This window comes from Pseudomonas sp. UME65 (assembly GCF_014170225.1).
Taxonomy (GTDB): domain Bacteria; phylum Pseudomonadota; class Gammaproteobacteria; order Pseudomonadales; family Pseudomonadaceae; genus Aquipseudomonas; species Aquipseudomonas protegens.
In genome coordinates this window covers 837,750-860,644 of record NZ_LZZQ01000014.1, presented here as the reverse complement: position 1 = coordinate 860,644, position 22,895 = coordinate 837,750, and the positions used below count along the sequence as shown (strand labels likewise).

General features: G+C 65.0%; 24 protein-coding genes. 10 read left to right on the top strand and 14 right to left on the bottom strand.

The window, feature by feature from the left end; translation table 11 throughout:
* Positions 1 to 34 precede the first annotated feature (34 nt).
* The 7 genes from A9971_RS24110 to A9971_RS24080 all read right to left on the bottom strand — a co-directional run bounded on the left by A9971_RS24110 (position 35) and on the right by A9971_RS24080 (position 7,121).
* Positions 35 to 961 carry a GTP-binding protein gene (locus A9971_RS24110; RefSeq protein WP_011063276.1) on the bottom strand — a complete coding sequence of 309 codons (927 nt, stop codon included), beginning with the start codon at positions 959 to 961 and terminating at the stop codon, positions 35 to 37.
* Complete coding sequence (locus A9971_RS24105) at positions 961 to 2,706, bottom strand: amidohydrolase (RefSeq protein WP_011063275.1); 1,746 nt, start codon at positions 2,704 to 2,706, stop codon at positions 961 to 963. Before A9971_RS24105 ends, A9971_RS24110 begins: the two co-directional genes overlap by 1 nt.
* Before the next feature lie 108 nt (positions 2,707 to 2,814).
* Complete coding sequence (locus tag A9971_RS24100; protein ID WP_011063274.1) at positions 2,815 to 3,996, bottom strand: pyridoxal phosphate-dependent aminotransferase; 1,182 nt, start codon at positions 3,994 to 3,996, stop codon at positions 2,815 to 2,817.
* Between the two features lie 43 nt (positions 3,997 to 4,039).
* Positions 4,040 to 4,729 (bottom strand): ABC transporter permease, encoded by a 690-nt coding sequence (locus A9971_RS24095; RefSeq protein ID WP_011063273.1) that lies wholly within the window; start codon positions 4,727 to 4,729, stop codon positions 4,040 to 4,042.
* Positions 4,730 to 4,738: 9 nt separating this feature from the next.
* Positions 4,739 to 5,452, bottom strand: coding sequence for an ABC transporter permease (locus A9971_RS24090; RefSeq protein ID WP_053153682.1), 714 nt, complete (start codon positions 5,450 to 5,452; stop codon positions 4,739 to 4,741).
* 51 nt (positions 5,453 to 5,503) lie between these two features.
* Positions 5,504 to 6,277, bottom strand: a complete 774-nt coding sequence (locus tag A9971_RS24085) for a transporter substrate-binding domain-containing protein (RefSeq protein WP_011063271.1) — start codon at positions 6,275 to 6,277, stop codon at positions 5,504 to 5,506.
* A gap of 49 nt (positions 6,278 to 6,326) precedes the next feature.
* Positions 6,327 to 7,121 (bottom strand): ABC transporter ATP-binding protein, encoded by a 795-nt coding sequence (locus A9971_RS24080; RefSeq protein WP_011063270.1) that lies wholly within the window; start codon positions 7,119 to 7,121, stop codon positions 6,327 to 6,329.
* A gap of 225 nt (positions 7,122 to 7,346) precedes the next feature.
* Between A9971_RS24080 and A9971_RS24075 the strand changes: the two genes are divergently transcribed.
* The 4 genes from A9971_RS24075 (at position 7,347) to A9971_RS24060 (ending at position 11,370) form a co-directional block, all read left to right on the top strand.
* Entirely contained in the window at positions 7,347 to 8,267 is a 921-nt protein-coding gene (locus tag A9971_RS24075; RefSeq protein ID WP_015636908.1) for a LysR substrate-binding domain-containing protein, read from the top strand.
* A gap of 123 nt (positions 8,268 to 8,390) precedes the next feature.
* Complete coding sequence (locus tag A9971_RS24070) at positions 8,391 to 9,998, top strand: 5-guanidino-2-oxopentanoate decarboxylase (RefSeq protein ID WP_015636907.1); 1,608 nt, start codon at positions 8,391 to 8,393, stop codon at positions 9,996 to 9,998.
* Between the two features lie 96 nt (positions 9,999 to 10,094).
* Positions 10,095 to 10,571, top strand: a complete 477-nt coding sequence (locus A9971_RS24065) for an HIT family protein (RefSeq protein ID WP_011063267.1) — start codon at positions 10,095 to 10,097, stop codon at positions 10,569 to 10,571.
* Between the two features lies 1 nt (position 10,572).
* Positions 10,573 to 11,370 carry a GNAT family N-acetyltransferase gene (locus A9971_RS24060; RefSeq protein ID WP_011063266.1) on the top strand — a complete coding sequence of 266 codons (798 nt, stop codon included), beginning with the start codon at positions 10,573 to 10,575 and terminating at the stop codon, positions 11,368 to 11,370.
* Positions 11,371 to 11,378: 8 nt separating this feature from the next.
* On the opposite strand, the gene A9971_RS24055 is transcribed toward A9971_RS24060, so the two are convergent.
* A complete protein-coding gene (locus A9971_RS24055; protein ID WP_183000059.1) occupies positions 11,379 to 12,227 on the bottom strand; it encodes a DUF4087 domain-containing protein in 849 nt (282 codons plus the stop codon).
* A 342-nt stretch (positions 12,228 to 12,569) separates the two neighbouring features.
* Here A9971_RS24055 and A9971_RS24050 point away from each other — a divergent pair, with 342 nt between their 5' ends.
* Positions 12,570 to 13,172 (top strand): hypothetical protein, encoded by a 603-nt coding sequence (locus A9971_RS24050; protein WP_183000058.1) that lies wholly within the window; start codon positions 12,570 to 12,572, stop codon positions 13,170 to 13,172.
* Between the two features lie 10 nt (positions 13,173 to 13,182).
* Here the strand turns inward: A9971_RS24050 and A9971_RS24045 are convergent, their stop codons facing one another.
* Both A9971_RS24045 and A9971_RS24040 read right to left on the bottom strand, forming a co-directional pair.
* Entirely contained in the window at positions 13,183 to 13,806 is a 624-nt protein-coding gene (locus A9971_RS24045; protein WP_183000057.1) for an SMI1/KNR4 family protein, read from the bottom strand.
* Between the two features lie 36 nt (positions 13,807 to 13,842).
* Positions 13,843 to 14,238 carry a GNAT family N-acetyltransferase gene (locus A9971_RS24040; protein WP_011063263.1) on the bottom strand — a complete coding sequence of 132 codons (396 nt, stop codon included), beginning with the start codon at positions 14,236 to 14,238 and terminating at the stop codon, positions 13,843 to 13,845.
* 545 nt (positions 14,239 to 14,783) lie between these two features.
* Here A9971_RS24040 and A9971_RS24035 point away from each other — a divergent pair.
* Entirely contained in the window at positions 14,784 to 15,224 is a 441-nt protein-coding gene (locus tag A9971_RS24035) for a DUF3592 domain-containing protein (protein WP_230493579.1), read from the top strand.
* 4 nt (positions 15,225 to 15,228) lie between these two features.
* On the top strand, positions 15,229 to 15,813 hold the full coding sequence (locus tag A9971_RS24030; RefSeq protein ID WP_015636901.1) for a hypothetical protein: 585 nt from the start codon (positions 15,229 to 15,231) through the stop codon (positions 15,811 to 15,813).
* Between the two features lie 24 nt (positions 15,814 to 15,837).
* On the opposite strand, the gene A9971_RS24025 is transcribed toward A9971_RS24030, so the two are convergent.
* The 4 genes from A9971_RS24025 to A9971_RS24010 form a co-directional block, all read right to left on the bottom strand.
* Positions 15,838 to 17,085 carry an aspartate aminotransferase family protein gene (locus A9971_RS24025; protein WP_183000056.1) on the bottom strand — a complete coding sequence of 416 codons (1,248 nt, stop codon included), beginning with the start codon at positions 17,083 to 17,085 and terminating at the stop codon, positions 15,838 to 15,840.
* Positions 17,086 to 17,205: 120 nt separating this feature from the next.
* Positions 17,206 to 17,787 carry a DedA family protein gene (locus A9971_RS24020; RefSeq protein ID WP_183000055.1) on the bottom strand — a complete coding sequence of 194 codons (582 nt, stop codon included), beginning with the start codon at positions 17,785 to 17,787 and terminating at the stop codon, positions 17,206 to 17,208.
* A 265-nt stretch (positions 17,788 to 18,052) separates the two neighbouring features.
* Positions 18,053 to 18,571: a hypothetical protein gene (locus A9971_RS24015; RefSeq protein ID WP_053153667.1), complete on the bottom strand. Its 519-nt coding sequence runs from the start codon at positions 18,569 to 18,571 to the stop codon at positions 18,053 to 18,055.
* A gap of 40 nt (positions 18,572 to 18,611) precedes the next feature.
* Positions 18,612 to 19,121 carry a DUF2938 domain-containing protein gene (locus A9971_RS24010; protein WP_019094249.1) on the bottom strand — a complete coding sequence of 170 codons (510 nt, stop codon included), beginning with the start codon at positions 19,119 to 19,121 and terminating at the stop codon, positions 18,612 to 18,614.
* Positions 19,122 to 19,227: 106 nt separating this feature from the next.
* On the opposite strand from A9971_RS24010, the gene A9971_RS24005 reads away from it, so the two are divergent.
* The 3 genes from A9971_RS24005 (at position 19,228) to A9971_RS23995 (ending at position 22,861) form a co-directional block, all read left to right on the top strand.
* Positions 19,228 to 19,893 carry a metalloregulator ArsR/SmtB family transcription factor gene (locus tag A9971_RS24005; protein ID WP_183000054.1) on the top strand — a complete coding sequence of 222 codons (666 nt, stop codon included), beginning with the start codon at positions 19,228 to 19,230 and terminating at the stop codon, positions 19,891 to 19,893.
* Between the two features lie 214 nt (positions 19,894 to 20,107).
* Positions 20,108 to 22,156 carry a c-type cytochrome gene (locus A9971_RS24000; protein WP_015636897.1) on the top strand — a complete coding sequence of 683 codons (2,049 nt, stop codon included), beginning with the start codon at positions 20,108 to 20,110 and terminating at the stop codon, positions 22,154 to 22,156.
* Positions 22,157 to 22,291: 135 nt separating this feature from the next.
* Positions 22,292 to 22,861, top strand: a complete 570-nt coding sequence (locus tag A9971_RS23995; RefSeq protein ID WP_174395124.1) for a hypothetical protein — start codon at positions 22,292 to 22,294, stop codon at positions 22,859 to 22,861.
* The last annotated feature ends 34 nt before the right edge of the window (positions 22,862 to 22,895 follow it).

The window sequence follows — 22,895 nt, the reverse complement described above, 5'->3', positions numbered from 1 at the left end:
CAGACCGGCCTTCGCGCCACAGATTCCCTGTCGTTCAAAGCACTTGTGTATCGCTGACCCCAGCCTCCAGTTCCTGGCGCAGATCGCTGCCTCGGCGGGCGATGAATACCAATTGCGCGGCATGCTCGGTGGGCTGATCGGCGGCCAGGGTGAACTGGCTGCGGTTGCCCACATGCTGCAACCAATAAGGTTGTTCATTGCCTTCAAGGCGCACCAGGCCCTTGAGGCGCAGCAGGTCGGCGGGCAGGCGCGCCAGCCAGTCCCGCAAAGCCTTGGGCTGCAGCGGTCGCGAGCTTTTCCACACCCAGCTTTCGAACAACTGGTCGTGGGCCTGGGGCAGGGCCTTGAACAGCACTTCGGTGGAGCGCACCGGCGGCGCCAGCAGCAGCTCGGGGGGCAGCTCGGCCTGCACCGTGTCGAACACCGGGGCACGATTGCCGAGGCTGGCGCGGATGCTCTGCAATTGCTCGGCGCTCACCAGGTCGGCCTTGTTCAGCAGCACCCAGTCGGCGCAGGCCACCTGGGCTCGGGACAGGCGGGCCATTTCCCCTTCCAGGTCCTGGTAGCCGCTGGCATCCACCAGGGTGATCACCGCGTCCAGGTGCAGGCGGTTGCGCAGTTGCGGGTAGCCGATGGTCTGCACGATGCGCTGCGGGTCGGAGACGCCGCTGCACTCGATGACAATTCGCTCCAGGGCCGGGCGCAGCTTGGACAGGCTCACCAGTTGCGCCAGCAGGTCCTCCTGCACGGTGCAGCAGATGCAGCCGTTCTGCAGGCTGTACACCGCGTCGGTGACCTCGGCGATGATCGCCGCATCGATGTTCAGCTCGCCGAAATCGTTGACGATCACCGCCAGCCGGCCGCTGTCGGCGCGTTGCACCATGCGGTTGAGCAGGGTGGTCTTGCCGGCGCCGAGAAAGCCTGCAACCACGGTTACCGGGATGCTCGGGGTGCTGTTCATTATTCCTTGCCCTCGATCACCGGTGGCAGGCCTTCCCACACCGCTTGCAGCGGGGTGTCGCTGAAGGTGCCCTGGCGGTCGTAGACCAGTTGCCCCTCGACGAAGGTCAGTTGCACCTGGGTGTGGTGGATGTAGTTGCGTGCGCCCTGGGCGAACAGGTCGCGGTCGAGGACGATCAGGTCCGCCGACTTGCCGGCCTCCAGGCTGCCGGTCAGGTGTTCCAGGCCCATGGCATGGGCGCCGTTGAGGGTCGCCACTTGCAGGGCCTGTTCCAGGCTGATGGGGTCACCGAAGGTGTCAGGTTCCTGGTTCCACGGGTTCTGCCGGGTGACCATGGTTTCCAGGGCCAGCCATGGATCGATGGACGCCACCGGCCAGTCGGTGCCGAACACCGCGATGCCACCAGCTGCCAGCACGCCCTTGAAGTCATAGATGCGCTTGAGGCGTTCCTGGCCGTAGCCGGAGCGTGCGCCGCTGGCGAACGGAGTCGGGTACCAGGCTGCCGGAGAGAACTCGGCGATCACGTCCAGGGCCTGGAAACGCTTGAGGTTGCCCGGGTGCAGCAGGGTGCTGTGGGCGCACTGGTGACGGATGCCGCTGTTGCCGTTGCGCCGCCGGGCCTCGGCCACGGCATCGAGGAACACGTCGGAGGCGCCGTCGCCGGTGCAGTGGGCGATCACCCGCAGGCCGCGCTTGTCCATGTCCACCACCATGTCGGTGATGTGTTCCGGGGTCAGGTTGAGCTTGCCGCGCCAGCTCGACTCTTCCGGCCAGGGGGTCAGCAGGTAGGAAGACTTGGGCTCCACGGTGCCATCGAAGTGGAACTTCACCGCGTTGGCACTCAGGCGCGCGCTGCGATAGAAATGCCGCTCGCCACTGAGCAGTTCCCAGCGCCGGCGCACCGGGAAGATGTCGTCCTGCCAACTGATGGCGGCTTCCACCCGCAGGGTCAGCTCGCCGGCATCGTCCAGTTCCTTGAGGGCCTGCAGGCGGTTTTCGCAGACGTGCACGTACTTGGTGGCGGTGACCCCGCGAGAGGTCTGGAAGTGCACGCCATCGCGATAGGCGCGGCGCAGCACCGACACCGGAGTCGGCGGCATGGCGGCATGGATCAGGGCGTAGGCACCGTCGATCAACAAGCCGTTGGGTTCGCCGGTCAGCTCGTCGCGCTCCAGGTAGCCGTTGCGCGGGTCGCTGGTGTGGCGGTCGATGCCGGCCAGTTCCAGGGCCTTGGAGTTGACCATCATGGTCCCCCACATGCGGTCCAGCAGGGCTACCGGGCGGTGCGGCATGACGCTGTCGAGCCATTCGCGGCCCGGGGTCAGCCCGGCTTCGCGGAAGGTGTAGCGCACCCAGTACTGGCCGTAGATCCAGCCGTCGCCGGGATGGCTGTCGGCATAGGCGTGGATCGCGGCTGCCAGTTGCTCCGGGGTCGGGTCTTCGATGCCCACGTCCAGGTCGTCGGCGTAGCGCGGGGCCAGGGCCAGGTCCGGGTGGGTGTGCATGTCATGCAGGCCGGGCATGCAGAAGGCCCCGTCCAGATCGTGCTGGCGGGTGTTGGGGCCGATCAGCGAAGCCAGGGAGGCGAGGCTGCCCACCGCGATCAGCTTGCCCTGGCGGATGGCCACGGCGTCGGCCCAGGGCTGGGCCGGATCGAGGGTGTACATCCGGCCGTTGTGCAGCACCAGTTCAGCGTATTGATCGACGGCGCTATGGGTGGAGTTGAATTGGTCGGAAGCGGTCACGGGGTCAACCTCTCAAGCAGGGGGCCCTTCAAAGGTGGGCAAAAAAGTAAGGCGCAGCAGTGTTCTTGTCGGAGGTACCAGGGCCGCTGGGCGGCCCGGGTCATGCGTTCAGCGTTGTGCGCCCAGGGTTTCGACAAAGCCGGCAATGCGCTGGCAGGCGTCCTTGAGCACCTCGTCGGCGACGGTGAAGGAGATCCGCACGAAGCCCTCGGCACTGGCGCCGAAAGCCTGGGCGTCGAGCACCGAGACCCCGGTGGCGCGGAACAGCTGCCAGGCGAAATCCATGCTCGACAGGCCGGTGCGGCGTACGTCCACCAGCATGAACATCCCGGCTTCCGGCTCGCGGCAGTCCAGCAGTTGCACCTGCTTGAGGCCCGCCACCACCAGGTCGCGGCGCCGGCGATAGACCTCGCGGGCGCTGCCGATCACTTCTTCATCGAGTTCCAGGGCCTTGAGCGCGGCTTCCTGGATAAACCCCGGCAGGCCGTAGAGCATGCACAGCAAGAGGTTGTCCAGATGCCCGACCAGGGCCGGCGGGGCGATCACCCAGCCCACGCGCCAACCGGTCATGGCATGGGTTTTCGACAGGCTGTTGAGGATTACCGTGCGCTCGGCCATGCCCGGCAGCGAAGCGATGCTCAGGTGTTCGCGGTCGTAGGTCAGTTGCCCGTAGACCTCGTCGGAGATCACCCAGAGGTCATGCTTGCGCGCCACCTCGGCCACGGCTTCCAGCTCCTCACGGCTGTAGACGTTGCCGGTGGGGTTGCACGGGGTGGCCAGGGCAATGCCGCGAGTCTTGTCGGTGAGCGCCGCTTCCAGGGCCGCGGCGGTCAGGCGAAAGCCATTGGCCGCCGGCTGCTGGACGCAGGCGATCTGCGCCCCCGAGGCGTGGATGCAGGCCTCGTAGGTCAGGTACATGGGTTCTGGCACCAGCACTTCGTCGCCGCTGCTGAACAGGCACAGCGATGTGGCGAACAAGCCGTTCTGCGCACCCGCCACCAGCGCCACGTTGTCGGCGCTGACCTCGATGCCCAGCAGGCGGCGCTGCTTGGCGGCGATGGCCTCACGCAGGGCCGGGCGGCCGAGGACGTGGGTGTAGTGGGTGTCGCCTTGCTCCAGGGCGGCACTGGCGGCAGCGCTGATGCGCTCGTCGGTGGCGAAGTCCGGGTCACCGACGCTGAGCACGATCACGTCTTCGCCGCGCCCACGGGCCTCGATGGCCGCGTAGTGGATGTCCCAGGCGCTGACGGATTCGCCGCTGATGCGCTGTACGAAAGGTGAGTAACGCATGTTGTTCTCCTCACGGGCCTCGCTGCCCGCGCAATGAATGGGTTCAGGCCTGACGCTGGGGGACCTTGCCCAGGCGTGCGCACAGATGTTCGATGACAAAGGCCAGGACGATGTAGATCAGTGCCACGGCCAGCAGCGGCTCGTAGACTTTCAGGGTCTGGGCCCGTACCAGGTTGGCCGCGCCCAGCAGGTCGGTGACCGCCACGGTGGACGCCAGTGCAGTGGCCTTGAGCAGCAGCACGCATTCCCCCACCAGGGTCGGGCGCACCAGTTCCAGGGCCCGGGGCAGCCACACCCGGCGCAGGGTCAGCCAGTGGCCCATGCCATAGGCGCGAGCGGCTTCCAGCTCGCCTCGGGGCACGGCCCGCAGGCCGCCACGCAGCACTTCGCCGACGTAGGCGCCGACACTCAGGGTCAGGGCCAAGGCCACATACCAGAAACCTTCGCGCAGGTAGGGCCAGAGAAAGCTGCCGCGAATCGGCGGGTAGGCGGCGAACAGGCTGCCGACCCCGTAATAGAGGATGTAGATCTGCACCAGCAGCGGGGTGCCGCGAAACACACTGATGTAGAACTGCATCGGCGCACGAATCAGAGGGTTGCGCGACACCCGGCCCAGGCCCACCACTACTGCCAGGGCAAAGCCGCAGATTCCGCTCAGCAGCAGGAGCTTGAGGGTGATGCCCAGGCCGCGCAGCAGCTCGCTGGAAAAACCGTTGATCCAGGAAAAGTCCATCCGAGCCTCCTAGTGCTGGGGCAGCCAGCGGTTGGTGCGTCGTTCGAGCACGCGGAACACGCTGCCGGACACCAGGGTGATGACGAAATAGAAGGCCGCGACCGCCAGGTAGAACACCAGGTAATGCTTGGTGGAACCGGCCGCCTGTTTGCCCACCGAGAGCAGCTCGCTGTAGCCGACGATGCTGATCAGCGCGCTGTCCTTGACCAGCACCAGCCACAGGTTCGACAGCCCGGCCATGGCGTAGGGCAGCATGCTCGGCAACAGGATGCGCCGCACCAGCAGCCAGCGCTCGATGCCGTAGGCCCGGGCCGCTTCGATCTGACCGTGGGGGATGGCCTGGATCGCGCCCCGGATGATCTCCGCCGAATAGGCGCCCTGGACGATGCCCAGCACCAGTACCGCGGCAATGAAGCCGTTGACCGTGACACTCGGCCGGTCCATGGCCGCCATGGCCATGTTCAGCAGGTCGGTGCCGGCGTAGTAGAGCAGCAGAATCAGCAGCAGTTCGGGCATGGCCCGGTACAGGGTGGTGTAGGCGTTGGCCAGCTTCACCAGCCAGCGCGGGCCCTTGAGCTTGATCATCGCCACCAGCAGGCCGATGCCCAGGCCGAGCACAAAGGCCCCGGCGGAAATCTGCAGGGACACCAGCGCGCCCTGGGCCAGGGCGCCGAGCCAGCCGTCGGCGACGAACAGTTGGGAAAGGTCGGACAGAGAAATCATGACGTATCCAGTCAACGCCGGCGGCCCGCGCAAACGGGCCGGCCGGACGGCTTAGTTGGCAGAAATGTCGACGCTGAAGTAGCGGCTGCGGATCTTGTCGTAGGTGCCATCGGCCTTGAGCGAGGCCAGGGCGGTGTTGATCCGCTGCTGCAGGGCGCTGTCACCCTTGCGCAGGCCGACCCCGATGCCGGAACCGAACAGCGGGTCCTTGGGCGCCAGGCCCTTGTCCGCCAGACCGGCGCCGGCCGCGGTCTTGAGGATCGGCTCGATGGTCAGGGCGTCGGCCAGCATCACGTCGATCCGCCCGCTCTGCAGGTCGGCGATCATGTCGTCCTGGGTGGTGTAGTAGCGCAGGGTCGAGGTCTTGCCGTAGTAGGTCTTGGCGAAGGTCGCGTTGGAGGTCGAACCCTGCACGCCGATCAGCTTGCCCTTGAGGCCTTCGGGGGTGGTGACCAGCTCCAGGCTCTGGTCGGCGACCCACATGGCCGGGGTCTGGTAGTAGGGCGCAGAGAAGTCGATGACCTTTTCCCGTTCGTCGGTGATGCTCAGGGAGTTGAGGATGGCGTCGATCTGGCTCGATTGCAGGGCCGGGATCAGGCCGTCCCAGGCCACTTCCTTGAGTGGGCACTGGGCCTGCATGCGGTCGCACAGAGCCTTGATCAGCTCCGGTTCGAAGCCGCTCCAGTCGCCGTTGCCGCTTTTCATCGAGAACGGCGGGTAGGGTTCCAGGGCGATGCCGAAGACGATCTTGTCGGCGGCCACGGCGTGGCTGGCCAGTGCACTGAACAGGCAACCGGTGGCGAGCACCTTGAGCAGGTTTTTCATGGCTTTACCCTTTATCGAAGTTGTTGTTTTCAAGGATTGAAGCGAAACGTCAGACACGGTTTTCCTGAGCCATGACGAATTGCCGGCAGCGCTCGCTGACCGGGTTGAGGAACACTTGCTGGGGTGGCCCTTCTTCTTCCACCAGCCCCTGGTGAAGGAACATCACCTTGCTCGACACGTCCCGGGCAAAGGCCATTTCGTGGGTCACCAGGATCATGGTACGGCCTTCCTCGGCGATGCCCTGGATGACCTTGAGCACTTCGCCCACCAGTTCCGGGTCCAGGGCCGAGGTCGGTTCGTCCATCAACAGCACCTGGGGGCGCATGGCCAGGGCCCGGGCGATGGCCACCCGCTGCTGCTGGCCGCCGGAGAGAAAGGAAGGGAAAGCGTCGCGCTTGTTGGCCAGGCCGACCTTTTCCAGCAGGTGCTCGGCATGGGCGATGGCGTCCTTGCGGTCTTCACCGAGGACATACACCGGCGCTTCGATGACGTTTTCCAGGACGGTGCGGTGGGGCCACAGGTTGAAGCTCTGGAACACCATGCTCAACTGGGTGCGCAGGCGCGCCACCTGGGCCGGGTCGGCGACCTGCGGGTTGCCGGCACGGTCGGTCCTGATGCGCACTTCTTCGCCATTGATGCGCAGGCTGCCGCTGCAGGGAATCTCCAGCAGGTTGATGCAGCGCAGCAGGGTGCTTTTGCCCGAGCCGCTGGAGCCGATCAACGACACCACTTCGCCTTCATTGGCGCGCAGGGCGATGCCCTTGAGCACGTGGTGATCGGCGTAGCTCTTGTGCAGATCATCGATCGCCACCACGGGATTGACGGAGTTGGGCTGCGATTGCAAGGGTCGACCCTCTTGTTATTGTGCGATGGCCGGGCAGTACCCGGCACAGGGTAGGGCTTGAGAATTAGCCATCGACGGCGGCGGGTCAATCGAGCATTTTTAGTGGGATACGGTAATTTTTTTCAGTAATGGGCTTTTTTTTCGGCGACGAGCAAGGCTATTGCCGGACGCCGATTGCAGCTATGGTGCTGCCACTCGTTTTTTTGTAGTCGAGGCATGATCGGTATGCGTTATCCCTCCATGACCGCGTTGCGCGCTCTGGACGCGGTGGCCCGCCTGGGCAGTGTCGCCGAGGCCGCCAATGAGCTGAACCTGACGCCCAGCGCCATCAGCCACCAGATCAAGAGCCTGGAGCAGACCCTGGGGTTTGCCCTGACCGAGCGCCAGGGCCGCAGCATTCGCATCACCTACCAGGGGGAGCGCTATGCCCGGGACATCCACCTGCTGCTGGCCAATATCCTCGAGGCCGGCCAGCGCTCCGATGGCCAGCAGGTCAGCGGCCGGCTGTGCATCAGCAGCCCGCCGGGGTTCGCCACCTATTGGCTGTGCACCCATATCGCCGAATTCCAGGCGCTGTATCCCCAGGTTGAACTGCAGTTGGTGTCGCCCCGCACTCCGGGGGACACCAGCGACAGCAGCGTCGATCTGTTCGTGGCCTATGGCATGGGCGACTGGCCCAACCAGCACGTGCAGAAGATCGTCTCCCTGCGCTATTTCCCGGTGTGCAGCCCGAGCCTGGTGAATGCCATGGGTGGCCTGAAAACCCTTGATGGCCTGGATCACGCCTTGCTCCTGCACATGATCGACTACTCCGACTGGCGGGTCTGGCTGGCGGCCGCCGGGGCGCCGAATGTCGACGTGCGCCGGGGCATCGTGTTTGCCGACGCGCACTTCGTGCAGTCGGCCTGCATCGCCGGCCAGGGCATTGCCATGGGCGACAACCTGATCAGCGGCGAAGCCCTGGCCCGGGGCCAACTGGTGCAGCCCTTCGGCACCGAGATCGAGTCCAATCGCGGCTACTACCTGGTGGCCGACCTGCTCAAGTCCGAGCGGCCGGTGGTGCTGGCGTTCAGCGAGTGGGTCAAGTCCCAGCTGCAGGGCATCACCCGCTTGCACCCGGAACCCCGTCGCAACGGCAAAGCGTGAATTTTATTGAGCAATCGCCGCGATTTTTTTCGATTGTTGCCCCTTGGGTGCAGCGACTAATGTCCCTCGACATCAGCCGGGCGCAGGGTGTCGCCCGCACATAAGAACAAGAGGAAGTAGTCGATGACCACCTGTGCGCAGTCCCTGGTTCGTTTGCTGGAAGGTTATGGCGTGGACACGGTATTCGGGATTCCCGGCGTACACACCGTCGAGCTCTATCGCGGCCTGCACGGCAGCCGCTTGCGCCACGTCAGCCCACGGCATGAACAGGGGGCCGGGTTCATGGCCGACGGCTACGCCCGGGCCAGCGGCAAGCCTGGGGTGTGCTTCATCATCACTGGCCCTGGCATGACCAATATCCTCACGGCCATGGGCCAGGCCTATGCCGATTCGGTGCCGATGCTGGTGATCTCTACCGTCAACCGTCGCGAGCACCTGCGCCTGGGCCACGGCCACCTGCACGAACTGCCGGACCAGCGAGCAATGGTGGCCGGAGTCTGCGCCTTCAGCCACACCCTGCAAGCGCCTTCGGAGTTGCCGGAACTGCTGGCGCGGGCCTTTGCCGTATTCAAGTGCGCACGGCCGCGGCCGGTGCACATCGAGATTCCCCTGGACGTGCTGGAGATGCCCGCCGATAACCTCAACCTGATGCCCCGCAGCCTGCCTGGCGCGCCGGCGCCGGCCGGGGCTTCGATCGAGGCGGCGCTGGCCTTGCTCAATAGTGCCCACCGCCCGTTGATCCTGGCCGGTGGTGGTGCCCGGGGTTGCGCCGAGGTCCTGCGGCAATTGGCCGAGCGCCTGCAGGCGCCGGTGGCCCTGACCACCAACGCCCGCGGCCTGCTGCCTTGCGGCCACCCGCTGTTGCTCGATGGCGTGCAGTCCTCGGCCCATGGCCGGGCGCTGATCGACGAAGCGGATGTGGTGCTCGCCGTGGGCACCGAGCTTGGGGAAACCGACTACGACTTCTTTGGCCTCGGGCCGCTGCGCTTCAAGGGTTCGCTGATTCGCCTGGACATCGACCCGATGCAGGTCATGGGCGTGCAGCGGGCCCATGTCGGCCTGGTGGGGGATGCCCTGGAAGGTTTGCAGGCACTGCTGGGCAAGGTGGCGCCTGCCAATTCCCGCGGGCGCTGGGCACTGGACAGCGTGCAACGGGTGAACCAGGCCGAGCGCGCCGGCTGGACGCCCAAGCAGCAAGGCTTGCAGGGCCTGCTGGACCTGCTGCGGGACAATCTGGATGCACCGATCCTGGTGGGCGACTCGACCCAGCCGGTGTACCAGGGCGCCTGTGGCTACCAGGCCCCGGCTCCGGCCAGCTGGTTCAACGCCGGCAGTGGTTACGGCACCCTGGGCTACGGCTTGCCGGCGGCCATGGGCGCCAAGCTGGCGCGCCCCGAGCGGCCTGTGTTGGCGCTTGTGGGGGACGGTGGCCTGCAGTTCGCCAGCGGCGAGCTGATCGCGGCCAAGGAAGCACAGATCGGCGTGATCCTGCTGGTGTGGAACAACCAGTGCTACGGCGAGATCCGCGACTACATGCAGGCGCGGGATATCGTGCCGCTGGGGGTGGACATCCTCACCCCGGACTTCCAGGCCATGGCCCGAAGCTTCCATGTGGCGCACCACCGCGCCGACTCCCCCGCGCAGCTGCAAGACCTGTTGCACACCCTCAAGGACACCCGGCAGCCGGTGATGATCGAGGTCGATGCCGGCGCCTACCTGGCGCTGGGCTGAACCCAAGCCGGGCACAAGGAGCGCGCTTTACAGGATGCAGGTGGGTTACATTGGCGGCGCCCGCCCGGGCGCGCCTTGCCACTTGAGGATTCAGGGATGAATTGCATTTTCTGCCAGATTGCCGCCGGCACCTTGCCCGCCGCACTGGTGTACCGCGATGAGCACTGCATGGCCTTCATGGACGTGCATCCGCTGGGTGAAGGGCACCTGCTGCTGATCCCCCAGCAGCACGTAGAGAAGCTCGAGCAATTGCCCGGTTTCATCCGCCAGCACCTGTACCAGGTCTTCGATGGCCTGCTGGCGGCGCAACGGCGTGCCGGCTACGGCGTCGAAGGCACCCACCTGCTGGTCAATGACGGCCGCGCCACCAACCAGCACATTCCCCATGCGCACCTGCACTTGATCCCGCGCAAACGCGGCGATGGCCTGGGGTTTGCCGGGCGCTTGCTGCTGCATTTCACTGGCTTGTTCGGCCGCCGGACCCAACTGGAGGTGTTGCAGCAGCAGGCCACGAGCATCGCCGAACAGGTGCGGGTGCCCTGGGTCAGTGAAACCCCGGTGGGTAACCGCTGATATGCACCTGAGCCGTGCGCTGGCGCTTGAATATGCCGAAACCCAATACCTGCGGGCCCGGGTCCAGGGGCTGGCGAGCCTGCCGGGCAACCCTTATCGGGCCTGCCTGTATGGTGAGCCGGGTTGTGGTGCCTTCGTCGTCGGCGGCAACCCCAGCCCGATGATGAACCGGGTACATGGCGACAGGGCGCAGGATGCCCGGCGCCTGGTCGATCTGCTGCAGAGCTGCGTGGCTTACGCCCCGGCGATCGCCTTGATCGCCGAGTCAGCCAAGGTTGTGCCCACCCTGGAGCTGCAAGGGCTGCCGTTGCAGCGCCTGAAGGGCTGGACTCATGGGCAGCTGTTCGCTCCTGTGGGCGAGATTGTGGCGCCGCCTTCAGTGCTGGATATCGAGCCGGTGACCGCCTCGACGCTGGAAGTGTTCTGCACGCTGCACCGCGAAGGCTTCAATACCCCCGCGGCCGCTCGGCCGGCCACCCAGGCGGCCTTTGGTGGCTTGCTCAACGATGGGCGCGGGCATTTGTACCTGTTGCGGGAGCAGGGCGTTGCGGTGGCCGGCGCGGCGCTGTTCATCGCCGACAACGGCGTGGCGTACCTGGGCACCGCCTTTACCACCCGGGCCGCGCGGGGCCTGGGTTATCACCGGGCCCTGATCGCCCATCGCTTGCAGCAGGCTGCTGCTTTGGGGGCCCGGAGCGTGGCAGCCACCGCTCTGGTGAACTCGCAAAGCCGGCGCAACCTGGAGCACTGCGGCTTGCGCTTGTCCCACCTGCAAACCCTGTATCGGGCCGTGCCCTAGCGGGGGCTCTATGGCGCCGGGTCGAAGCGGATCGACTGCAGGATGGCCCCCAGGGTGGCGAAATCCTGGAAGAACCCTACGCTGTCGGCCACCACCTGACGCTGGCCGCTATCGATCACCGCCGTCAGGCAGGTACCGCCAACGGCATGAAAGCCGGTTTCCTCATCGCTGATGCCGCAGGTCTGATAGGCCAGCAGGCCTTGCCAGCCGGGGCCGTTCACCTCAAGTACCGGGCTGGGCTCATCCCTGCCGGCGCTGCGCATCCAGACGCCATTTTCCAGGTAGAAGAACAAGCCCTCGGCGGCCTGCTCCAGGCTGCCTTGCTGCAGGCACAGTTGCAGGGTGTACTCCTCGCCCGGGCGTTTTTTCGGGTGATCCAGGGTGAGGCAGTTCTGTGTCTGGTTGAGCGTCCAGCCTTTTGGATACTGCAGGCTGAAACCCTGGCCCTGAAAGCGCGGCGAGCCCTGGGGTAATACGGGTTTTCCGGCTTCCTCGGGCAAGGGTTCGTACAGGCTGGGATCGTTGCGACAGGCTGACAGCGGGCGGGCCTTGGCCTTGTGCAATTGGTCGAGGCGATGAGTCCGGGGATCCGCACTGGCGCTGACACAAGCGCAGCCGTAGCCGTAGTGATTGTTGGTGCGCACCCATTGCTGGTCGTTGAAAGTGGGCCACTCGCCCTCGGCCTGATAGCCGCCCTGGCTGGCGATCTCCCAGACGCCATCGCGGTCGGTCAGGGTGGCGTTGGCTGGCGTCGGGTTCTCGAACCAGCCGCACCGGCGTTCGACTTTGGCTGGCGCGGCGAACGCGGGCAGGGCGATAACGGTCAAGAGGGTGCAGAGCATGACGCGCTGAAGCATGGAGCATCCTTGTTCGAGGGGCGGGCCGGGGACAATGGAGCGCTGCTTCGGGCACGTCAAGCCGGGCATGGGGGGCGTCGCGATAGCGGCGCATCTGCACCAGGCTGTCATCAGCGTCGCGGCAGTAGGCCCATGGCTGGGCAGGGTTAAGGGTTTGGCAGGCCTGGCCGAAACAGCGGCTGGGAAATGGCGTAATCTCGCGTCTGGCCATCGAGCCGTCCACTCGCGCTGGGGCATGTCATGCATCGGATGCTATGCAGTGTTTTAAGCCTGACGATCATCCTGTCATCGCTGGGAGCTTGTACTACGGCCCCGGTCGGGCCGACAGTCGAGGGGCCGCAGGTGTATGGCTACACCCTCAATCAGCCACTGAGCCGCGAGCAGGTGCAGCGGCTGACCGACACCGGCAAGCACTTTGTCGGGGCCCTCAAGCTGTATCGGCAGGAACTGCCGGACGGCAGCCAGTTTGGTTTCTACACCAACTACCGGAACTGGCTGAATACCCTGGCCCGTACCAGTCGAGAGTTTCCTGCCGAGAGCGATTGCCTGGTGGCCCAGCAGGCGGACCAGTTGCAACTCACCACCCTGATCGATGACTTCAATGCCCGTCAGGCCCGCCCGACGGGAGTGCCACGTCAGGTGGGGGATGTCTACGCCGTCCAGGCGCTGGACGCCTGTCAGCGTGTCGGCGGCCAGGGGCCTGGAGCTGACGCTTTTCGCTATACCCTCTGGGCCACGCTGCAAACCGAGACAGCGGCCCACGATCAGGGCTTTCTGCGCAAGGTCGAGGACCCGCATGCCCAGGCCCGAGGCATTGCGCAGGTGATTGTTCTGCTGCCCTTTGCCGCGCTGGCCGCGTTCATGGGGGGCGGTTGCACCGACTTGCAGTCCCAACCCGATGGTGACGGCTACTGCGCCCGGCAGCGCGCAGGTGCCGGCAAATGAGGTGCAGGGCTCAATAGCGCCACTTGCGTACCAGGTCCTCGCCGTAGCGCTGGCTGATCAATGCTTCGGCAGCATCATCGTCGTCGTATACCTCCGCCAGGCAGAGCAGCATCAGCGTATCCAGGTACTCCTCGGGGGAATCGAAAAAGCGTGTCAGCGCCGCACCTGTGTCGTGATCGAAGTAGTAGACCGCGCCGGATTCGCGGTGAAAGCAGAACAGGTTGCCATTGCCCAGGTAGTCGCCGAAGGCCACCAGCTTGCCTGCCAGTATCAGGTCGACATCGCTGATCTCGACGATACCGGGATAAGCCTCCAGCAACGGCTGGATCGGCGTGTGCCCGGGCCCGACGCTGCACAGGACCTCCGCCAGGGACAGCACCCCCAATTGCCGATGGTAGTCGCGCAGCGATCGAGGCAACGGGCAGCCCAGGCGTTGCTCCAGCGCCTGCAGGGCGTCCTCGCTGACAGGCGTCAATTCCGGTTCGTTGACGTGCCCTTCCCATAGCGCGCCGTAGGCACCAATGACCGCCAGGTACCAGCTCAGCCGTGCAGCCTGGTCAGGCAGTTCCGGCCAGGCCAGGGGCGGGCAGCCGGCGGGGGGCCAGTCGGCGTTGGAGTCGTGCTGTTCGGACATGGGTCTTCCTTGGATGAGCTGGAGGCGGGGGAGTGATTATGCGCGATGGCGCGTGCGTTCCAGAGTGATGATCGAGGGTTCGAAGCCCAGCGAGCTGAAAAATTCCGCTGCCCCGGGGCGCCCGGCCCGCAGGACCCAGGTGATCTCGGGGTTGTCGCCCATCACCCAATGCACCAGGGCGCGGCCGATACCACGCCGCTGGTGCTGCTCGGCAACGACCACCATGGACAGGTAACCGTTGGACAGACCGTCGCTGATGCCTCGGGCGAAGCCGACGATCTGCCCCTGCAGAAGGGCGACCGCCGTGCGCTGGGAGTTTGCCAGCAACTGGGCGAAGTATTCGCTGCTGCCCACCCGATGGCCCCAGCCGTTATCGCCGAGAAACTGCCGCAGTGCTTCGCTTTCAGCGGCGTGTGCGTCGCGGATCAGCATGGTGAACTCTCCAATGGGCAAGTACGGGCAGATCGCGCCCCGACTGTGCTCGGGGCCGACCCATGTAGTTGAGTGCTTCGGCCCAGTGGGCATCGTTGTCGCAGCGGCGTGCCGGCTCGACCGTGGGCGACCTGGAGGATACAAGCCTGCCTCGGAAACTGGCAGCCCTCGGAGCCTGAACGCAACCGGCCAAGGGAGCTCTTCGAAACTCGTACGGCTGTTCGCGGCGTTCAGGCATTGGCCACGGATTTGTGGCCAGGGCAACGTGCTGCTCGCCGGCCAGTTCCTCCTGGTGTGTTGAAAAAAAAACGCCGGGAGCAGGTCCGGGGCCTGGAACTTCCGCCGGTATTTGCGGACAAATTCCTCCAGGGCAATGCCCGTCGGAAATTCGGTTTGCAAGCGCTGGCGACAGGCGCTCAGGCCGCTTTCCAGGGCGCCTGAACGCCGTTGCCGGAATGCGCTTGCGCCGCGGCAGTGGTTTTTCTGGAGGCAGGTTTCTTGTTATCGTGGCCTCCCTCTTTCACGGACGAATATCGAGACAGCCCATGGCTAACTCCACCCCGTCACGCTTTGGCAAGATCCTCCAGGGTCTGCTGTTCACCCTGATCGGCATCGGCCTGTTGGTCATCGCCGTCAATCTCACCCTTGATCGCCGCGAGTTCCTCGCCAGCGCCCAGACCGCCGACGGTATCGTCAGCGATTTGAATGCCGGGGGTTCGCACCCCGAGATCGCCTTCACCAGCAGTACCGGTGAGAAGATTTCCTACCCCCAGGGTGGCTTTATCTTCGGCTACCAGAAGGACCAGCCGGTGCGGGTGTATTACCAGCCCGAGCGGCCGGCCAACAGCGCAATCATCGACGACCCGGCAGCACTCTGGGCCACCCCGGGTGTGCTCGGCCTGATCGGTCTGGTATTTACCCTGGCCGGCCTGGTGGGTGTCATCAGCCAGCGCGGACGAGCCACACAACGAGCAAAAGGACTTTGACCCCATGAACCTCAGCATTCCGATTCCGGTCAACGAAAGTAAATGGCTGTACCAGACCGCCAGCGGCGGCGGCCTGACCGTAGCCCTCGTGGCCGGCGGTGGTGGTTCGATCACCCTGCGTTCGCCTCAGGGCAAGGACGTCAGCTATCGCTACGGCGGCCTGGGGGTGGGCGCCGGCTTTGGTGGGCGCCTGCCGCGTTTCGGCAAGGTCAATATCCAGGTCAAGGGCAAGAGCGTCAGTGGTGCCGGTGCGGCGGAGGCTTTTCCCAGCACCGGCAAGGTCTTTGTCAGCGATGCCCTTCGCAGCCGGGACCTGACCGAGGACGACATCACCGGGCCTTGCTTCTATACCGAGGTCGGTGGCGGACTGGTGGTGGGCGGTTCGGCCACGGCCCTGCTGTTCGGCCTGGACCCCAAGCTACTGGCCCTGGCCGTCGTTTTGGGAAGCAACCCGGCGACCATGATGGCTTCGATCAAGGTCAACGAGCAGCTGCTGCGTTCGGCCAAGGGCGCAGTGGTCATGGCTGGCATGAACGTCGGACCACAGGCCGGTGGCGGCATTGCCACCTACATGGGCTACCTGTTCTAGCCTCGCCCTGAGGCGCGCCGGGAATCACAGGCGCGCCAGGCATTCCTGGAGAATATCCAGGCCCTCCTCGAAGATTTCAGGCTCGGTGGTCAAGGGCGCCAGCAGGCGAATGATGTGCCGCGACTTGCCGCTGGGCATCAGCAGCAGGCCCGCATCCCGGGCGCTGCCTAGCAGCGTGCTCAGTTGCTCTGGCGCCGGTTCGCCCCGGGCATTGACCAACTCGATGCCGCGCATGGCTCCCACCCCCGTCAGACGGCCCAGGAAGGGGCAGAGCCCACTACTTTTCCAATGCTCATAGCGCTGCACGATCGCCCGCTCCTGGCGCCCGCCCCAGGCCTGCAGGTGCTCGTCGGTCATTTCATCCAGGGTCGCGAGCGCCGCCGCGCAGGCAATCGGGTTGCCCGAGTAGGTGCCCCCCAGGCCGCCCTTGGGCAGCACGTCCAGCAATGCTTTGCGACCCACCACGGCGCCCAGTGGAACCCCGCCGCCAATGCTCTTGCCCAGCAGGATCAGGTCCGGCTCGATGTTCAGGCGGGAGAAGGCAAAACGCTGCCCGGTGCGGCCGAAGCCGGACTGGATCTCGTCGGCGATCAGCAAAATGCCATGTTCATCGCAGAAGCTGCGCAAGGCCCGGGCGAACGTGGCGTCCAGGGCCAGGAAGCCGCCTTCGCCCTGCACCGGTTCGAGGATGAAGCAGGCCACTTCCTCGACATCGATTTCCACACTGAACAGGCGCTGCATGGCCTTCAGCGCTTCGGCGCAGGTGACGCCGTTGTCGGCGCTGGGGTAGGGCAGGTGGTACACAGGCCCGGGTAGTACACCGACCTTCTGCTTGTAGGGCGCCACCTTGCCGTTGAGGTTGAGGGTGGCCAGGGTGCGCCCATGGAAGCCTCCGTCAAAGGCGATCACCGCGCTGCGCCCGGTAGCTCCGCGCACGATCTTCAGGGCGTTTTCCGCGGCCTCGGCGCCGCTGTTGGTGAGCATGCCGCTGACCGGGTAACTCACCGGGATGAAGTTCGCCAGGCGCTGCATGAACTCGATGTAGGGCCCGTGAGGCGCGGCATTGAAGGCGTAGTGGGTGAGCCGGGTGGCCTGCTGCTGGATGGCTGAGACTATGCGTGGGTGGCAGTGCCCGAGGTTGAGCACGCCGATACCGCCGACAAAGTCGATGTAGCGCTTGCCATCGATGTCCCAGACCTCGGCGTTGCGTCCGTGGCTGAGGCGGATCGGGTGGACGGTGGAGATCGAACGGCTGATGTTCTCGTGGCTCATGGATGCGGGCTCTGGGTGCCGGAAACAAGCCGTTATCTAAGCCGGGGCCGGGGGGCCTGGACAAACGAAATAAAGTCGCCGGGTCAGTATGAAAATTCCCGATGTGCCAAAGCCCTTGTCTCAGTGCTGCTGGGCCTTGTGCCTATTACGCAAATGCCGCACCAGTGCCGCAAGGACCACCAGCGCTATCACCCCGAGGAAGATCGGCAGGCGATAGGGTTTCAGGTCGCCAAGAAAATGCTGCAAGGCTTCGCCGGCCCAGTAACCGGCGCTGACGAACAAGATGGCCCATACCGCAGCCCCCAGCACATTGAGCAGGGCGAAACGCCAGGGTGCCAGGCCACTGGCGCCGATCACCAAGGGGCCGACCAGGCGCATGCCGTAGAGAAAGCGCACGGCGAACACCGAAGTCGAAGGGTAACGCTGGATCAGGCCCTGGACCCGTTCGATGGCCGCCTGATGGCGCTTGAGCTTGGGCAGCAGGCGCGCTCCGCCATAGCGCCCGGTCCAGAACAGCAACTGATCGCCGAGGATGCCCCCCAGGGTGGCCCAGCCGATCACTTGCGGCCATTGCAGGCTACCCTGATGCGCCGCCATGCCGCCGAGAATCAACACGGTTTCGCCTTCCAGCAGGCAGCCGATGAAGATCACCCAGTAGCCGTAGGCGGCGATCAGCGCGTTGAGGTCAAGGTGTTCGAGCATGGGCAAGGGCTTCCGCAGGGGGCATGAAAACAAGCCGGGCGATGATCAGGTTACAAATGGCTCTGATTCCTTTCACCGGCACAAGTGCCCGGGATCTTCCAGCGCAGGTACCGCCAGGGCGCCTGCCAGTCCATCAGAACCCAGCGTAGACGCCAGCCTCGGCGGCGGACACGGCTAGACCTACGGATATTGCTTGTGTGGAGCAAACTGGGTTCAGCGGGTATGTGAAAGCCCCTGCGAGTGCAGACTGGATGCGCGAGCAGGATCAGTCGTTATCTGCGTCGGCTTGCTCGGCCCAGGCGGACTTGGACGAGGGATAGCGTACTTCAACCTGGGCACCGGCTTGAATCAGGGACTCCTGCCAGACACTGAACTGTTGCGGCCAGGCCTGGATCACCTTGAAGGGGACGCTGGTCAGCAAGTTTCTGGCCACGTTGGGGCTTACGCCCATGGCTTGCCTGATCAGCGCGAAGATCTTCGCGGGGTTGGGGCCCACCTCGGTGATCCAGAGTGCTGGATCACTGGAGGCGAGGGGCGGGTAGTCCGCAAGCGGAGCATACTGCCGGGTCAGCACTGCCCTGGCATCGCTATAGCTCAGCGAAGCCAGGGCCCGGGCACTGGCCAGATGTTCATCGCAGAACCACTCGTAGCCATGAGGGTGCCCCGCGCACCCTTGGCCCAGCGGGCGATAATCGGCGAACTGCACCATGCCGCCGCCAGTTCCGGCATGGCACATCTCCGAGGAAAAATCGTTGTGGCACAGGTCGCATACAGGTGGCTTCATCGATCGATCTCTCTGGGCATGCTCGGCCTCTGGGCTGAGGTCACGCAGTCTGCCCCAACACCCACGCCCAGAACATCCCGGCCATGTACAAGCCCAGCCCGAACACCGAATGCGCCATCAGGCTGCGCAGCCGGGCCACATTCGGCTTGGGCATCTTGCTCGCCGCGATCCCGGCGCCCATGCCCGGTTGCATCAGCAGGAACGGCGCAGCCACCGTCAATACGCCGATGATCAGGGCCGGTGCCAGGGTCGGTTGCCGCGCCCACTCCAGGCCGCAGGCCAGCAGCAACAGGGCGGCAAACAGGACGCCGATCAGGTAGTGGGCCAGCCAGCCCAGGGCCCGTTCCCCCGGAACCGTGGCGGCTTGGGCAATGCTCTGGTGCAGGAACTGGCCACGAGGAAAATGCCCGATCCAGCGTCCGACCATGGCCCAGTTGGGGCCAGGAATGTTCAACACTCGCGCCAGAAACAGCGTCCACAAATCAAGGACCAAGGTAGCGCCGACACCGATCAGCAGTGCCGGTAAAATCAACGCCATGAACTCATGCATAAAGACTCCTGGGTATGGATGGCTGCACTTCAGCCTCGGCTATGGGTGTGATAATGTTTCATTCAATTAAGTAATTGAATGATCAATAAAGCAGCAGGAGCTGTCAATGACCGATTCGATTTCCCCTCAACAGCCTCTGGCGGACATGGCCGAGCTGGCACGTATTCTCGGCCATCACCATCGCCTGATCCTGCTGGAGCACATTGCTCGTGGCGAGCAGCCGGTGGAGCGCCTGGTGAAAGCCTCGGGACTCTCGGTGGCCAACACCTCGCAACATTTGCAACAGCTGCGCCGGGGCGGTTTCGTGCAGACCCGGCGCGACGGCAAGCGGGTGCTCTACAGCCTCAGCCAGGGGCCGTTGGCCGCACTTCTGGGGGGCTTGCGCCAATACGTCGATTACAACCACGGGCAGATCCGTGAGCTGCTGGCCGACAGCGAGCAGCAGCCGGGGCGCCTGGAGGGCATCTCCCGGGAAGAGCTGCGCCAACGCCTGCAGGAGGGCGGCATGACCCTGCTGGACGTGCGCTCGCCGCAGGAGTTCGCCCTTGGGCATTTGCCGGGGGCAATCAATATCCCGGTGGAAGAGTTGGAGCAGCGTCTGGCCGAGTTGCCCGCGGGCCAGGAGTTGGTGGCTTACTGCCGCGGGCCCTACTGCGTGCTGTCACACAATGCCGCGGCCTTGCTTCGCGCCAAGGGTTTCAGGGTGCGGCGCCTGGACGACGGTTTCGTCGATTGGCAGGCCGCCGGCCTAGGGGTGGAAACCACCCGGTAAAAGTGTCGCAGAGTCGGCCATACAGGACATTGCCTATAGGGCCATGATCCATATCAACAGGGTTTTCAGAAAAATCCGCTACAAGGGCATCAGGCTCGGACCCACAAGGTATCGAGCCCCGGGCCTGTACCGTGAAGGCCGGGATAACCAATAAAAACCTTTGTGGATATCGGCCGAGGGGACCACCCCAGGCGGATTTTAAAGGAATAACCTGATGGCTTTTTCTCTGTCACGCCTGTGCCTTCTGGGCGCTGCGTTGCTCTGCGTACCCCTACTGCATGCCAGCGAGCCGACCCCGGCAGCGGCGGCCTCCACCCCAGATTCCGAACTGATCCAGCGTGGCCAGTACGTGGCCCAGCTCGGCGACTGCATTGCCTGCCACACCGCCAAGGGCGGGGCCACCATGGCCGGTGGCCTGGAGCTGAAGACGCCCATGGGCACCATCTACTCCAGCAACATCACCCCGGATAAAGACACCGGTATCGGCAGTTACAGCTTCGAAGCATTCGACCGCGCCATGCGCGAAGGCGTAACCCCTGACGGCAGTCATTTGTACCCGGCCATGCCCTATCCGTCCTACGCCAAGATGACCGAAGAGGACATGCGCGCCCTCTACGCCTACCTGATGCACGGGGTGGAACCCGTAGCCCAGGGCAACCTGGAAGCCGACATGGGGTTCCCCTTCAACCAGCGCTGGGGCCTGTGGTTCTGGAACCTGGTGTTCGTCGACAAGCAGCCCTTCAAGCCTGACCCGGCCAAGGACGAACAGCTCAATCGCGGCGCCTACCTGGTCCAGGGCCTGGGCCACTGCGGTTCCTGCCATACCCCGCGGGGCATCGCCTTCCAGGAGAAGGCCATGAGCGACAGCGAATCCGGCGGCCAGCACTACCTGGCCGGCGAGACGGTGGAAGAGTGGCGAGCCCTGAGCCTGCGCAACCTGTGGACCGTGGAGGACACGGTGCAGTTGCTCAAGACCGGGCAGAACCGCTTTGCCACGGTATCCGGCAACATGGCCGACGTGATCCACCACAGCACCCAGCACTTCACCGACGCCGACCTGACGGCGATCGCCGCGTATCTCAAGTCCCTGCCGGCCGGCAAGGACGACTTGCCCATGCCATCGGTGGCCCTGACCCCGGCGGCCCCGCCGAACGACCTGTTCACCTCCCGTGGCGGCCTGGGCTACGCGCAATTCTGTTCCGACTGCCACCGTCAGGACGGCGCTGGTGTGCCGCAGATGTTCCCGTCCCTGGCCGGCAACCCCAGCGTCGCCTCGGCCAACCCGACTTCCTTGCTGCACATCACCCTGACCGGCTGGAAGACCGCCCAGACCGCGGCCCATCCACGGGTCTACACCATGCCCGGCTTTGCCCAGCTGGCCGATGGCGAGATCGCCGAGATCCTCAGTTTTGTCCGCAGCAGCTGGGGCAACAACGGCTCCGCCATCAGCGCCGAGCAAGTGAAGAAGATGCGGGCGCAACTGAGCCCGCAAGTGGAAAGCACCCTGTTCGAAACCCCGCGCCTGGCCAACCTGCTGGCCGCGCCGAATGCCGAGCAAGTGGTGCGTGGCATGCGCCTGCACCTGGAAACCAAGGCCCTGCTGCCGGACAACGTCGGCAACTCGCTGAACTGCACCAGTTGCCACCTCAACGCCGGCACCGTGGCCGACGGTTCACCCTTTGTCGGCGTCTCGGCGTTCTTTCCCGGCTACGCGCCGCGGGCGGGCAAGACCATCACCCTGGAGGAGCGCATCAACGGCTGCTTCCGCCGCTCCATGCACGGCAAGCCGCTGCCGGTGAACGGCGCCGACATGCAAGCCATGGTGGCTTACTTCGAGTGGATGAAAATGAACACCCGCCCAGAAGACAAGGTGGCCGGCCGCGGTGTGGGCAAGATCGATCCGGCCCTCAAGCCCAATGCCGACAATGGCAAGCAGGTGTATGCCAAGCAATGCGCGGTGTGCCACGGAGCCGATGGCGAAGGCCTGAAACGCGCCGACGGCAGCCTGATCTTCCCGCCGCTGTGGGGCGATCAATCCTTCAACATCGGTGCCGGCATGGCCCGGACCTACACTGCGGCGGCCTTCGTCAAACGCAACATGCCGATCGGTTTCCACGAGAAGTTCCCCCTGGGCCAGGGCGGCCTCTCGGACCAGGAAGCCCTGGACGTGGCCGAATACTTCTCCCACCAGCCGCGCCCGGACTTCCCGGACAAGGTCAAGGACTGGCCCAACGGCGGTCGTCCGGCGGACGCCCGTTACTGAGGGCTTGACCCTGTAGTCGCCGCCTTTGGCTGCGGCTACAGGCCCCGCAGAAAAATCTGCCGACGCGCCCTGGCGCCGAGGTAAGATTGCCATCCTTTGCGTCAGCCTTCGCTGTCGGTCCTTCAAGGATGAATCATGCGGTTTCGCTCGATCCTGTTGCTGAGCCTGTCTCTGGGGCTCAGCGGTTGTGCCTTTGTTTCCGCGCTCAAAGCGACCACCGTCAGCTACCGGGTGCCGGCCGATGCCGGTGACACCGCACTGATCCGCATCGTCGCCCAAGGGCTGGTGCGGGGTGTGCCCTACAGCGATTGCATCGACTGGCGCAAACCGAGCTCCGGGCTGATGGTTCGCCCCCATCGCGGCATTGCCAATCCCAATTTCCGCAACCTGGGCATTCCCATGACGGCCGCTACCGACCGCATGCGCCGCCAGGAGGGCTTTGGTGCCAACGAACTGAAGATCCCGGCCAATCGCCCGTTCGCCTTCATGTTCTACAACACTGAACCGGGGATGGATAAGGACTACCGCGCCGTTTGCGAGCAAAGCGTGACCTTTGTGCCCGAGGCCGGTGCGACCTACCAGATGGTCTTTCTCCAGGACCAGATGTGCACAGCGATGCTGCGCAAGATCGACGATCAGGGCGAGATACTGCCGGAGCGGGTGCCGCTGCGCCCTACCGATTATTGCAGCGCCGATGCCCGATAGAGCGCGAATCTAGGGCGCATAGTGCTTGCAGATT